Genomic DNA, 13243 nt, shown 5'->3' with positions numbered 1-13243 from the left:
AAAGCGCCAGCCAGAGGCTGGCATACGGTGTTTAGAAATTAATACCTTTACCATTTTGGGTGTTGGCATTGTTGGCTTTATTGGCGGAATCTACGTAGCCATTTGTTATTGAGTTTCTTGTATCAACGATTAACTTTTCTGATTGAGCAATACTGGCCATTCTTATGGTTTCGGCCATGGAATGGTCGAGTAGTTCTAATGATTCTAAGGTTTGCTTTTGTAGTTCTAGGCTACGTTGTTTCATATCTTTTTCAATGGAATTAAAGTTGGGAGACCCAGAAGCGCTGTCTGTGCCTGTTTGACCTTCGACTCCTGAACCACCGCCAAGCCCTGAACCACCGCCAAGTCCTGAACCACCGCTAAGTCCTGAACCACCGCTAAGTCCTGAACCACCGCCAAGTCCTGAGCCACCGCCAAGTCCTGAACCACCGCCAAGCCCTGAGCCACCGCCAAGTCCTGAGCCACAGCCAATTCCTGAATCTCTACCAGAGCTTGATTTTGCATTGTTGTCTTGACAGCCACCGTAAAGATAATCGTCATTAAATTGATCTGATGTACATCCATTTTTAGGTTGATTTGATATCTGATTTTCTTTACCCATTGAAAAACTAAAGGTGATTTCTAGTTTTCCTGCTTGAGCTGAAGGTCCCTGGTTATTCCAGTTTTGTGGTGGCATGCACCCTGATGAAATAGTCATGTTTAATCTCCTATATGGATAAAAAAGTGGTGAGTGTTAGGGGGAAGTAACCATAGTCCTAACTTCATTATGGTAACTGAGTAATCCTTTCACTCCGATATAGCTAATGAGGTTGTTTGTAATAGATAAACCATCACATCCAGTGAGTGGCTAAGAAAGAAGGATTGGTTCCAATTGACGGAATATTGAGCTTTTAAAATATAGAACAAAAAATCTAGGAACTGAATATAGATCTCTGCCACTTAGATTAGCGAGACATAAATATGTGTTCTCATTTTTTAACTAATTAATTTTTAAGGTGGATATTGTTATGAGTAATTTACTAAGTGCTTTAGGTGGAATAGGTGGTTCTGGTCTTCAAGCGTCTCAAGATGCTTTGCAAATGTTGGATAAAACTTCAGCAGAAACAACGAAAATGAATGCTCAGGCTCAGTCAGACAAAATGAAGACAGATACTGTGAATAGCATTATGAATGGCTATGTTGACTCTGCCAATAAAGCGAATAACGCCGCGACTCAAAGTGGTAAAGCCATCAACTACTAATTAATTGTGGATTTATGAAAGAATGACTTATACCTGTGTATTGGTCTAAGTCATCTTTCAATTTCCTATCAATCCTGTTTGTTGAGCGGGTTTTATAGGCTGTCTAACAAAATGCAGAGGTGAGTATGATAGAAGCAAAATTAACCATTAGTATTCCTTTAAATCAGTCTGGCGGTTTTATGGCTGGTCAGGGTGTGGGTGGCGGTAGCAACAAGGGTATTGCCGATTTCAATAAACCTACCGGGAACAACTCTCCTAATCAAGGTGCTGATGCACTAGTAGGTATGTTAGCGGATTTGCTAATAGATTCACTACTACAGAAAAAAGGCGATGGCGCAACCTTCAATAATGCTGGCAATAATCCAATGATGGATATGATTGCTAAATTTATGGACCAAAATGCGAGTAAATACAATGGTCCACATGATGCTACAGGTAACGTGCGTAACTGGCAGGATGAAATGTCAGAAGACAACTATCTAAGTGGCAGCGAGCTTAAGGATTTTACAAGCGGCTTGAAGGATGCATTAAGCACGGCTATTACTGGTGGACTGCAGCAAATATTAGGTGGAATTGGTGGTTCTATGGGTGGGCTCGGAGGGCTTGCTGGTGGCATGGCTGGTTCTGTTTTAGGTAGTGTTGGGGGCCCATTGGGTAGCGCTGTCGGTGGTATGGTTGGAGATACTTTAGGTGGGGCTCTTGGCGGTATGGCTGGTGGTGCAATGGGCGGCTTAGGTAATGCTATTGGCGGTTTAGGTGGGTCAGGCTTTGGCGGTGTCGGTGGTTTTGGTGGTGCAGGCTTCGGTAGTTCTTCTATTGGCAATTCTGGAATCGGTGGTGGATTAGGCTTAGGAGATATGTCTCCTGCAAGCCGTAACGGCTTCTCAATGGGAGGAGACTTTGTTTCCCATTTGGGTAAAACAGCAGTCGATTCTATCGATATAAAAGAAAGTGGGTTTCGCTCAAGTGAGAAAAACTCATCTCATGGTGGCGAGCGTTTTTCTTTTAGTAAAGAAGATAAAGATATGGCTAAGGATATCGGTAAATTCATGGATCAACATACCGATAAGTTTGGAGAGCAGCCTCGTGGTGGTTGGGCTAGTCGAATCGAACGTGGAAAAGACTTTAACTCGGAAGAGATAGGTCGCTTTAAGCAAGCAATGGAAGCTGTTAAAGGTGTGATGGAAGGCAAGAGCACTGGTGATCAACAGATTGATATGGATGCCATGATGCTTTCTAACGCGATTGTTAATGAAGCAATGCATAAGGTTTCTAAGTAGCTTTGTGGAAAAAGTACTGAGCATAAAGTAGCTGGCAATGATTTTTTCATTGCCCGCTTTTTAAAATGGCAGGAGAGCATGATGTCTGTTAAATCAATTCAGAGTATAGAACCTAGTTCTGCTAATTATTCAGCGAGCGCGACACAAAATAAGCCTGTAGAGGCGAATCAGACCGATGCTAGTTGGTTTAGTGCAGCGTTTCAGCAGAATCAAAAAACAACTGAAACAGGTAACGTTGCCGAGCGTATTGTTGGGCAGTTGTCAGGCTCATCTGAACATTTGCAAAAGTTATCAAATGACGCGGATCGAGCACTAAAAAAAGCCTCTAAGTCCAATGATGCACAAGACGTTGTTCAAGCAAACCGAGCACTTTCTTCATTCTATTTGGAGAGTTTACTTACAACTAAGTTGATCAGTAAAGGTACGCAGGCCGTAGAAAAATTAACCAGCCTTCAATAAGAAATAAGGGTATTTCTATGAGGTACTATCTTATTAAAGGGGCCCTGTTGTTCGTTCTTCTTTTTCTTACAGGTTGCGAAAAAAATGTCGAGCTCCACCGCCAGTTGAGTGAATCAGATGCAAATGATGTTATTGCTCAACTAGCGGAAAAGCATATCGAAGCCGAAAAAGTGATCACTAAAGAAGGTGTATCTGTGACGGTAGGTGGATCAGATATGGCTCGTGCGGTTCGTATTCTCGATGCTGCTGGTTTACCTAAGGAAGCACGCTCTAATATGGGAGATATTTTTCGCAAGGAAGGTGTTATTTCTTCCCCTCTTGAGGAGAGAGCTCGTTATATTTACGCATTGTCGCAAGAACTAGAATCTACTCTGTCACAAATAGATGGTGTTTTAGTAGCGAGAGTGCACGTTGTATTACCAGAACGCATCGCACCAGGAGAGCCTGTCCAGCCAGCTTCCGCAGCGGTTTTTATTAAGCATAGAGAAGACCTTGATCCAGATGTCATCAGGCCACGAATAGAGAGACTTGTTCGAACTAGTATTCCTGGATTATCTGAAAAAGAAGAAAAAATGAGCGTTGTATTTGTCCCCGCTAAAGCTTATCAGGAGCAGCAACAACTTGTATATCTTGGCCCTTTTCTTTTGGCACAAGAAGATGTCAGTTTCTGGCAAGTTTTGCTTGTAGGGGGGAGCGTATTTTTTGTATTACTGGTTGCAGGTTTGGCTGTGTTGCTGAACCCACAATGGCGTCGCGCTATTTTGTCTCGTAGTTAGTCTGGAGTCATATGCTATGTCCGAATTGTATGGCCCTTTTCCATCTTGCTTTTTAGCATGGCTGAGAATTTGGCAGTCTCCTTGGGTTAGCATGCATCCTAGTTGGGAGGTATGTGTTCCTGAAGAATGGAAGAAGCAAGGTAGCTGGCGCAGGGAGCAATTTCCTTCCGAATGCATGCGCTCAGTCTTTTCTATTGAAGATAGTATCCCGTCGGAGCCAGGAGAGGCACTGCAATATTGGCTTATGATGAACGATAAGGCTCGCTCATATGCGCTAAAGTTAGCAGCTGAAATTGTAATACCTGAGATAGGTAGGGCTGACTTGGAAAATGACGATATTAAATGGGGGCGTCATATAGCTAAAGCGCTCACACCTGGGAAATGGTCTGTGGCCTCATGGAAATTACTACTAGTTGAGCAGGTTGGGTTGTTGCTTATGCGTCAGTGGGTGTCTCCTATTACTTGGCAGAGACTGCGTCTTTTTTACGATAAAGGCCTTGTAGACTCTTTATCAGTAGAACCTTTTTTAGAGATTCCTGAGAAGCGTTTAAATCAGCTCTGGCATGCGGTGATGTGGCGGGTATCACAGCTGCAATCTGTTAACCAATCGTTAGATGATCATGCTGCCGATACTGGTAAGGAATAAAAAAATGTCATTTGTGAAACGGCAGTTTAACCTCTCGAAAAATGATGATGCGGTGTTGTCCTTGCTTAAAGCCCAAGATATAAACGTGTGTCTTACTGTTGACGATATCATCGCTAATGCCCAACAACGTGCTCAGAACATATTGGATGAAGCATTGGAGCAAGCAGAACATATTCGCCAACAGGCTGAAAAGGAAGCAAATGAGCAAGCTTTACTTGTCCGGCAAGAAATAGAGCAGGAGGCTTGGCGTGAGTTGAATCAGCTTATTGCAGAGTTGAATCAACAAAAGGAGAAGTTGTGGGATGATATTGAGAAGAGTGCAACAGTGGTTTTGAATGAAGCACTCCTGCAATTTATGGGGCAAGCAGGACATCAGGAAAAGGCGCAAGTTCTTGTAAGGCAGCTTGTGAAGGTTCAGCGTCAATCACATAATGGGACCCTTTTGTGTTCTCCTGAATTGTTCGATAGTGTTAAAACGGTACTAGATCAGCAGAAAATTTTGCATTGGCATGCTGTTACTGACTCAAATTTGTTATCTGGTGAAATTTCTCTTGTGACGGGAATGGGGAGTTTTCGTTGTTCTTGGCAGTCCCTTTGTGAGCAATTAACAAGTTAGTTTTGTTGGTGACTTCAATCTGACAACCGCTGAAACAGTGATAATAATTTGATGTCCAGAGCCCCTTAGTCTGAATATCGCCTGCTTTAGCGAGCATTAACTCTTTAACAAGTTTGTGGCTCTGAATGATCAAAGAGAATTTTTCAATTGTAATTTAGAGTCTTATCAGCCCCCACATCAAATAGAGCCCGCCGATAATAGAGGCAACCATACCGGTTGGAATGTCCTGAGGATAAAGTATCTGACGACCAAGCCAATCAGAGAAAAGCATTAATGTACTGCCAACCAGAATAGAGGCAATCAGATGTTCTTTGGCACGGCTAAATCCCAATAAACGAGCTAGGTGTGGTGCCATTAGGCCGATGAAGCTAAGAGGGCCAACTACTAACGTTGCGCTAACTGTTAGTCCTGAAACGAGCAATAACAGTAGCATTCTTGATCGAGAGACATTTACTCCTAAAGCTCGAGCACTGGCTTCGCCTAACGGCAAAATATCCAGCCAACGATGGCAGAGAAAACCAATAGAGATAAAGATAAATGTAATCGTTGTTAGTGGAATGAGGGCATCAGTCGTAACGTAATACGTTGTGCCAGCCAGCCAGCCAAGTAACTGATAGCTTCTTGGATCGCCACCAGCCAAAACAATGCTTTGTACCGCTCCCATTAATGCGGTTATAGCAACACCGGTTAATAGCATTTTTTCTGGTTGGAAGCCGGTTTTCCGGTTGAGTAATATGATTAAACCAACAGCGCATAGAGCACCAATTAAACCGCCAACATACATTCCGGTTAAGCTTGCGCTCAGACCAGAAAATAGCACAGCAATAACGCCAAGAGCTGTTCCTGAACTGATGCCAATGACTTCTGGGCTTGCCATTGGGTTGCCACTTAGACGTTGAATAATGGTTCCAGCTGTTGCCAGCATGGCGCCAGCTAGAATGGCAGCTAGTAATCGAGGCAGTCGCCACTCTAATACTGGCCAATCCTTTGTGGTGAATATCCAGCTCCAGCCATGATTGCCAATAGACAGGCTTGAAAAAACAAAGAACCCGATCAAAACACTACTAAGAGCAATCCAGATGGTGTATTTGCTCAGGTATCGTCCTTGTTCGCTGTGGCGAGTTAAAACCGTTTCGGTATGTGCTTGGCTGCGCATTGTCAGTTTTGGTAATAACCACAACATGAGTGGCGCACCGAGAGCAGCCGTTGCGGCGCCTGTTGGAAGCATGATCGACATGAGGCCAGGTAAGCGTTGTATCAGCAAATCAGTCAGGGTTAATAAAAATGCGCCAATAAACATAGATACTAGAAATTTCGGTAGTAATCTATGAACGCCAATAAGGCGTGTGATAGCTGGTGCGGCAAGCCCAATAAAACCTATTATGCCAACGGTGGCCACTACAAAGGAGGTTAATAATACAGCAAGACCTAGACAGATAACTCTCAATTTAGCGAGTGAGACACCAAGGCTTTTTGCGCCAGATTCAGACAGTTGTAAGAGTGTTAAAGGCTTAACGAAAAGGAAGGCAATAAGAATAAGTACGATAATTCTAGGTGCCAAATAGGCAACATTTTCCCAGCCTGTTTGCACTAACGAACCTGCACCCCAGATCATTAGTCCCGCGAGTTTCTCTTGGTTCATGATGAGGAGGACAGAGCTGAAAGCGCCAAAGTAGAGGTTAAGGATGAGTCCAGATATAACCACAATGGTAGGTGAAAGAGCACGACGCCAAGAAAGGGCAAAAACAATCCCCATGGTTATTAAGCCACCAGCCAGTGCGACTAAACTTTGAGACAATTCGATCAACCATGGCGCATAGAGCGTTGCCATCATTAAGCTAAAACTGGCCCCGCTTGCAACACCAAGCGTAGTTGGTGAGGCTAATGGGTTTCTTAATACTTGTTGCATTAGTAGGCCTGCAATAGCTAATGCGGCACCACAAATTAAAGTGGTAAAGAGTCGAGGCCACCAGGTCAAGTGAAGCTTTATTGAGTTGTCCGAGAGCCAATCTGGCTGTATTAAACTTGTGAGATTATGGATAAAAGTGTCATTAAGTGACAATTGCCATCCGATAAGTAATGCGACACTGGCGGTTAATATGGTGATAAAGCTAATAGGAAAAAATCGCATTATTGCTTCTCCTTATTGCTTAAAGTGTTGGTGAGTAACTCTGCAAAGCGAACCGTAGATGGGATCGCGCCAAAGCTCCATGTGGGCGCTACAGTCAAAGCGGGTTGGCCAGATTTCTTCACTAAATATTGCCAAAATAAATCTTGTTGTAAGTTTTGTTCTACGCCAACAGGTAAAGGTTTAATAATGATGATTTGACCCTGGGTATTCATTAATTTATCTATGCCTACCAGCGAAAATCCCCAAGCATTGGTTTCTTCTTTCCAAGCACTTTCTAAACCGACTTTATTCGCTGCAACTTTATACATGCTGTTTGCACCAAAAACTCGGACATGACGACTGTCCATAAATTGGACCATCAGTAGTGGTGGAGTGTCTTTTGCTATTTGACCGGCTAGATCGGCGAGTTTTTTTTCTGAGGAGGAAATTAGGGCTTCTGCTTCTGCCTGTGTATTTGTCTCGTCGCCAAGCCTACGAGTAAAGGTCTTAAGACCATTCCAAGAGATGTTGTCTTGCTTATAAAGGGTGATATTAGTAACAGGAGCGATATGGGAAAGCTTAGGGATAAGCGAGCTAAACATGGGTGAAATGAAAATCTTGTTAGGCTTGAGCTCTGAAAGTCGTTCTAGGTTTGGTTGGGTTCTTAATCCCACATCTGCGGTTGTAGTCGGGATCGCTGGTTCTTTAACCCAAGCGTCGTAACCAGACTGTTGTGCCATGGCAATAGGTTTTACACCAAGCGCGATAAGTGTTTCAGTTTGAGTCCAGTCAATCGACATCACTCTAAGTGGCGTTGTTTGTTCTGCTTGAAGAATATTTGATGCGAAAAAAGCAAAAAATACCATTAAAATCATTGAGTGTTTCATCGTTATAAAGTCTTTTTTCATCAGTAGGGCATAGCAACTGGGTAGCCGGCTGGGTGTTCAGAGATATGCATCTTGATACCATAAATTTTTTGCAATTGATCTTGGTTAAAAATGCTCTCTACAGAGCCCGAAGCAATCATTTCACCGCTGTGAAGTGCCACAATATGGTCACAAAAGCGTGCCGCCATATTGATGTCGTGGATGACGATAATAACGCCTAAGTTGAGTTTTTCACTGAGTGTTTTTATGAGATTGAGCATATCAACTTGGTGTGCGATATCGAGTGCCGAAAGAGGTTCATCGAGAAGTAGATATTGTGTTTGTTGGGCCAATAACATAGCCAACCATAAGCGCTGGCGCTCACCTCCTGATAAGGTGTCAACCAACCGATCGGCATAGCCTGTTGTATCGGTTAGTTCCATTGCCTCGTCAATGTATTGTTGATCTTCTTTGTTTAGTCGTCCGAGTAATCCATGCCAAGGATAGCGACCAAAGCTAACAAGATCTCTTCCAGAAAGACTGTCTGTAGAAGGTGTTTGTTGAGGAAGGTACGCTATTTGCTGAGCAAACTTTTTTTGAGACCAAGAAGTAATAGATTTGCTGTCTAACAAAATATTGCCAGCTGTTGGTTTTTGTTGCTGAGCAAGGAGTTTTAAAAGAGTCGATTTGCCAGAACCATTGTGACCAACCAGAGCGTAAATTTTCCCTGGCTCAAATGACATTGAAAAGTTTTTTAATAGTGAACGGTCACCGATACTAAACTGCAGTTCTCTAGACTCTATCATTTTTTAAGGCTCTACTATTTTAAATCGATGATTTATCGTGCTTATACCCGCATTTGAGGCTTTGTACTGAAACTCTAACGGGATGTTATTTTATTGTTGTTGATAATGGTAATGCAAATCATTTGTAAATTTAACTTTTGATTTTCTTGGTGGGTATGTGTTGATTATCTGCTGTTGTGCTATGCAGAGGATGTTAGGTGGTTATCGCATGAAAGTTTAAATAGTGATTAATTCCATAGGCATTGATTGTTTATAAGGCCGAGATCAGCGAAAATAGCCGTAATGAAATCACGATTAACATAACGGGGTTGAGTATTGGCTTTTATGTCGAGTGCTTGTAGAACCCGCGTATAACTTAAAAGAACACTTTAATGGCAGACCAGAATTTTCTCAACGAAGTAAGCGAACGAAGAACCTTTGCTATAATCTCCCACCCTGACGCAGGTAAAACAACCATCACTGAAAAGCTTTTGTTGCTTGGTCAGCTTATTCAAACAGCGGGTTCCGTAAAAGGCCGTAAAGGTGATAAGCACGCGACATCTGATTGGATGGCGATGGAGAAGCAGCGTGGTATCTCAATTACCTCTTCAGTGATGCAGTTCCCATACAAAGATCGTACTGTGAATTTGCTTGATACACCTGGGCACGAAGATTTCTCGGAAGATACTTACCGTACACTTACTGCGGTTGATTCGGTATTGATGATCATTGACGGCGCAAAAGGGGTAGAGGACCGTACTATCAAATTGATGGACGTTTGTCGTTTACGTGATACGCCTATTTTGACTTTCATCAACAAAATGGACCGCGATATTCGTGATCCTATTGAATTGTTAGATGAAGTAGAAGAAGTCCTAAAAATCGCTGCCGCACCGATTACGTGGCCGATTGGTATGAGCGATTTCTTTAAGGGGGTTTATAACCTTTATACAGATACTATCCATGTGTTTGTTCGTGGTCGTGGTCATACATTGATGGACGATATTCGTATCGAAGGTCTACAGTCTGACGAAGCAAAAGAATTGCTTGGTGATGATTGGGAAGCTTATGTCGATGAAATCGAACTGGTTCGTGGTGCGAGCCATGAATTTGATCATGCTGCTTATTTAGCAGGTGAGTTGACGCCAGTATTTTTCGGTACTGCGCTTTCTAATTTTGGTGTTCGTGAAATGCTCGATGGTTTTGTGGAATGGGCGCCAGCTCCTATTGATCGCGAAACCAATAGCCGCAAAGTTGAAGCAAAGGAAGAAAAGTTTTCCGGCTTTATTTTTAAAATCCAGGCTAACATGGATCCTAAGCACCGTGACCGTATTGCGTTTATGAGAGTGTGCTCAGGGACATATAATCGTGGTATGAAAATGCGTCATTGCCGTATTGGTAAAGATATTAAGGTGACTGATGCGGTATCTTTCACAGCAGGTGATCGTGAGGGTGTTGAAGAGGCTTTCTCTGGTGATATTATCGGTTTGCATAACCATGGTACGATTCAGATAGGTGATACTTTTACGGAAGGTGAGGATTTAAAGTTCACTGGTATTCCTCATTTTGCGCCTGAGTTATTCCGCCGTGTACGCTTAAAAGATCCGATGAAAATGAAAGCCTTGCAAAAAGGCTTGCAGCAGCTTTCTGAAGAAGGCTCTACCCAGCTGTTTATGCCTCAACGTAACAACGAACTTATTGTTGGTGCTGTTGGTCAGTTGCAATATGAAGTTGTTGCTTATCGCTTAAAAGATGAATACAAGGTGGAATGTATTTACGAGCCGGTTAATGTTAATACGGCTCGTTGGGTTGAATGTGACGATGCTAAGAAGTTTGAAGAATTTAAGAATAAATGTCGTGATAACTTAGCCATTGATGGTGGTGGGCATTTGACTTATCTGGCACCAACGCGAGTGAATTTGATGATGGCGGAAGAGAAATGGCCTCAGGTGCGTTTCCGTTCTACTCGTGAGCACTGATCAATACTTGACTAAATTACTAGGATAAGCGGATAATTCATTTATCGAAATGGTTTTAGTGGTAGTGGAATGAGCATGGTTGAATCGATTGATCCTATTGAATTTACAGACGCTGCAGCGGCAAAGCTGCAATCGTTAATTGAAGAAGAAGAAAATGATCGACTCATGTTGCGTGTTTATGTGACGGGGGGCGGTTGTTCCGGCTTTCAGTATGGTTTTACGTTTGATGAAGAGCATCAAGAAGACGATACAGAAGTAAAGCGTAATGGAGTCACTTTGGTTGTTGATCCGTTAAGCTTCCAGTATCTTGTTGGATCGGAAGTGGACTATAAAGAAAACTTAGAAGGTTCGCGCTTCGTAGTGCAAAATCCTAATGCCACCTCTACATGTGGTTGTGGTGCGAGCTTTAGTGTTTAGCACTCGGCCTTAAAAGTTCATTAAGTTCGTCGATAAAAAATAAACCCTTCATGCGAATTGCATGAAGGGTTTTTTTATTGCATGAAATGCGACTTAGGCCTTTGTATAAAGGTTGCTCGCTTGCCGGGCTCTTTCTTCTTCGCTGATCGGATTGCCTTCAATCGGTTTGAAATGGCCAACAAATAATAAGCCAATCTGACTATCCCCTAAAACAACAGGTGTTAAGGCGTTGTTCTTTGCTCTCCAAATTCGTAGGCCGAAAGTTTGTGGTGAAAATGTGTCTTCGCTCATCACTCTGCTTTGATTAATGTGCGTGTAGAGGGAGGACAGCTGGTCTGGTTCGCCATCTTGATCAAGCAGTATGTGATAATGAGTGATTTGCTGTTCAAGAAATTCTGGTGGGTAGGGTGTACGCAATACTGGCAACCAGTTTTCCTTAGGGAAAGTGTAGAAGATGCTTGGTGCTTCAGGTGAGCCGTTATGAGGCGACAGCAATAGTGTCATTTCTATAGGGATGCCGTATGACGGCTTTACTGGAATATGGAATATAAGTTGTTTGGCTGGTGGCCGCTGCAACACTTCTGGTGCAACATATTCTACTGATTTGTTGTCCTTCTCTTTTGTCATTGGTGGGACTTGTAGAAAGAGTTTCCAGTCTTTTGTGTCTAAATTAAGCTCTTCTGGGGAATGTAAGTGCGCATTGGTGTTTATAAGATGGCTCAATACGTGCTCAATAAGGTTGGCAAAAACACTTGTTGATGCAGTGAGTGGTGATTTGGTTTGGCTATCTAAATGTATTTCCTTTACTTGGTGTGCGGCAGAGCTTAAGTCGACAGAGTCTTTATTGCTGATTATAGGGCGATATTTGGCTCTAGAAATCAACTTTTTTTCATTCGGCTGAGTGCTGGCTCTATTGAGTGCCTCTATAAATAGCATGGTACGACTCCTTTGTTAGCTGTCAAAGGTATCGGCCGTATTTTTGAAGAGTTTAGAGATAGTCTGTTTTTTACTCAAAAAAGACTATCTCTAAGTTTTTTTAACGAAGTAAGTTAGACAATTTTGGGTTTGGTTTTAAAGCAGCGCGGTAGAAAAGTGCTACTTTACCAATGGTTTGCACGGTTTCAGACTTCATTATTTTATTAATTTCTTCAATCAGTGCGGTGCGAACTTCGCGATCCGTAATGCTGATGCGTATTTTAATCAGCTCGTGATCTTCAAGAGCACGATCGATTTCAGTGAGAACGGTTTCTGTTAAACCGTTGCCCGCAATCATAACCACAGGATTAAGTGCGTGGCCGATTAGGCGATATTGCTTTTTTTGGGCGTTTGTAAGACTCATAGTAAAAATTTCTCATATTAGTTGACCCTCTTTATTGGAGGCTTAAGAGGTTAAGCGATATTATAGCGGAATATTGACTGATTTAGGTATGATGAAAACGTGGCAAGATCAAAAAGTAGTAATAATTGGATGAAGGAACATTTTGACGATCCGTATGTCAAAAAATCCCAACAAGATGGTTATCGCTCTAGAGCGAGTTATAAGCTCATAGAGATTAATGACAAGGACAAGTTATTTAGACCTGCGATGCGTGTTGTTGATCTTGGTGCTGCTCCTGGTGGTTGGTCTCAAGTGGCGGCAAAGCTGGTGGGTGATAACGGGACTATTGTGGCTTCTGATATTTTAGAGATGGCGCCTTTGCCTGGTGTAAGTTTTGTTCAGGGGGATTTTACTGAGCAAGAAGTGTACGAGGCGATTTTGGCTGAAATTGGAGATAAGAAAGCAGATCTTGTAATTTCGGATATGGCCCCCAATATGAGTGGTAACAGTTCTTCTGATCAGCCACAAGCTATGTATCTTGTAGAACTTGCTTTGGATATGGCGTCTCAAGTGCTACGTCCAGGTGGGAATTTTCTGGTAAAAGTGTTTCAGGGGGAGGGATTTGAAGAATATCTCAAAACCATGCGGGCTCAATTTGATTCTGTGGTGACACGTAAGCCGGATGCATCGCGAGCAAGAAGTCGCGAAGTTTACTTATTAGGAAGACAATATAAAGGTTAATGGGATATG

15 protein-coding genes are annotated in these 13243 nt (G+C 42.6%); 9 read left to right on the top strand and 6 right to left on the bottom strand.

What is annotated here, in order from left to right; genetic code table 11:
* Nucleotides 1–31: 31 nt before the first annotated feature.
* Nucleotides 32–697: a type III secretion system major pilin HrpA gene (locus KPL72_RS12855; protein WP_219703116.1), complete on the bottom strand. Its 666-nt coding sequence runs from the start codon at nt 695–697 to the stop codon at nt 32–34.
* 310 nt (nt 698–1007) lie between these two features.
* Between KPL72_RS12855 and KPL72_RS12850 the strand changes: the two genes are divergently transcribed.
* From KPL72_RS12850 to KPL72_RS12825, 6 genes are all read left to right on the top strand, one after another.
* Entirely contained in the window at nt 1008–1241 is a 234-nt protein-coding gene (locus tag KPL72_RS12850; RefSeq protein ID WP_219703115.1) for a type III secretion system major pilin HrpA, read from the top strand.
* 125 nt (nt 1242–1366) lie between these two features.
* Nucleotides 1367–2521, top strand: coding sequence for a harpin HrpZ family protein (locus KPL72_RS12845; RefSeq protein WP_219703113.1), 1155 nt, complete (start codon nt 1367–1369; stop codon nt 2519–2521).
* An 81-nt stretch (nt 2522–2602) separates the two neighbouring features.
* Entirely contained in the window at nt 2603–2980 is a 378-nt protein-coding gene (gene sctI, locus KPL72_RS12840; RefSeq protein WP_219703111.1) for a type III secretion system inner rod subunit SctI, read from the top strand.
* Between the two features lie 47 nt (nt 2981–3027).
* The gene (sctJ, locus tag KPL72_RS12835) at nt 3028–3756 is read left to right on the top strand and encodes a type III secretion system inner membrane ring lipoprotein SctJ (protein WP_249411699.1); all 729 of its coding nucleotides are present in this window, start codon (nt 3028–3030) and stop codon (nt 3754–3756) included.
* Between the two features lie 16 nt (nt 3757–3772).
* Nucleotides 3773–4402: a hypothetical protein gene (locus KPL72_RS12830; RefSeq protein ID WP_219703109.1), complete on the top strand. Its 630-nt coding sequence runs from the start codon at nt 3773–3775 to the stop codon at nt 4400–4402.
* Nucleotides 4403–4406: 4 nt separating this feature from the next.
* Entirely contained in the window at nt 4407–5018 is a 612-nt protein-coding gene (locus KPL72_RS12825) for an HrpE/YscL family type III secretion apparatus protein (RefSeq protein WP_212917883.1), read from the top strand.
* A gap of 154 nt (nt 5019–5172) precedes the next feature.
* On the opposite strand, the gene fhuB is transcribed toward KPL72_RS12825, so the two are convergent.
* From fhuB to KPL72_RS12810, 3 genes are read right to left on the bottom strand one after another with little or no spacing between them, the layout of a single operon-like run.
* Nucleotides 5173–7149 carry a Fe(3+)-hydroxamate ABC transporter permease FhuB gene (gene fhuB / locus KPL72_RS12820; protein WP_219703107.1) on the bottom strand — a complete coding sequence of 659 codons (1977 nt, stop codon included), beginning with the start codon at nt 7147–7149 and terminating at the stop codon, nt 5173–5175.
* Nucleotides 7149–8015: an iron-siderophore ABC transporter substrate-binding protein gene (locus KPL72_RS12815; protein WP_249422240.1), complete on the bottom strand. Its 867-nt coding sequence runs from the start codon at nt 8013–8015 to the stop codon at nt 7149–7151. Before KPL72_RS12815 ends, fhuB begins: the two co-directional genes overlap by 1 nt.
* A 20-nt stretch (nt 8016–8035) precedes the next feature.
* A complete protein-coding gene (locus KPL72_RS12810) occupies nt 8036–8800 on the bottom strand; it encodes an ABC transporter ATP-binding protein (protein WP_212917886.1) in 765 nt (254 codons plus the stop codon).
* A 371-nt stretch (nt 8801–9171) separates the two neighbouring features.
* Between KPL72_RS12810 and KPL72_RS12805 the strand changes: the two genes are divergently transcribed.
* Together KPL72_RS12805 and erpA are read left to right on the top strand one after the other, a co-directional pair.
* A complete protein-coding gene (locus KPL72_RS12805; RefSeq protein ID WP_212917887.1) occupies nt 9172–10758 on the top strand; it encodes a peptide chain release factor 3 in 1587 nt (528 codons plus the stop codon).
* A 69-nt stretch (nt 10759–10827) separates the two neighbouring features.
* Nucleotides 10828–11175 (top strand): iron-sulfur cluster insertion protein ErpA, encoded by a 348-nt coding sequence (gene erpA, locus KPL72_RS12800; RefSeq protein WP_072840290.1) that lies wholly within the window; start codon nt 10828–10830, stop codon nt 11173–11175.
* A 93-nt stretch (nt 11176–11268) separates the two neighbouring features.
* On the opposite strand, the gene KPL72_RS12795 is transcribed toward erpA, so the two are convergent.
* Nucleotides 11269–12111, bottom strand: a complete 843-nt coding sequence (locus tag KPL72_RS12795) for a hypothetical protein (protein ID WP_219703104.1) — start codon at nt 12109–12111, stop codon at nt 11269–11271.
* A 100-nt stretch (nt 12112–12211) separates the two neighbouring features.
* The gene (locus tag KPL72_RS12790) at nt 12212–12514 is read right to left on the bottom strand and encodes a YhbY family RNA-binding protein (RefSeq protein WP_012068736.1); all 303 of its coding nucleotides are present in this window, start codon (nt 12512–12514) and stop codon (nt 12212–12214) included.
* A 99-nt stretch (nt 12515–12613) separates the two neighbouring features.
* Here KPL72_RS12790 and rlmE point away from each other — a divergent pair, with 99 nt between their 5' ends.
* Nucleotides 12614–13234: a 23S rRNA (uridine(2552)-2'-O)-methyltransferase RlmE gene (gene rlmE / locus KPL72_RS12785; protein ID WP_212917889.1), complete on the top strand. Its 621-nt coding sequence runs from the start codon at nt 12614–12616 to the stop codon at nt 13232–13234.
* Nucleotides 13235–13243: the final 9 nt, after the last annotated feature.

This window comes from Marinomonas lutimaris, from assembly GCF_019426345.1.
GTDB lineage: Bacteria > Pseudomonadota > Gammaproteobacteria > Pseudomonadales > Marinomonadaceae > Marinomonas > Marinomonas lutimaris.
The sequence above is the reverse complement of the archived record's forward strand: the minus strand, read 5'-3'. Positions and strand labels throughout refer to the sequence as shown.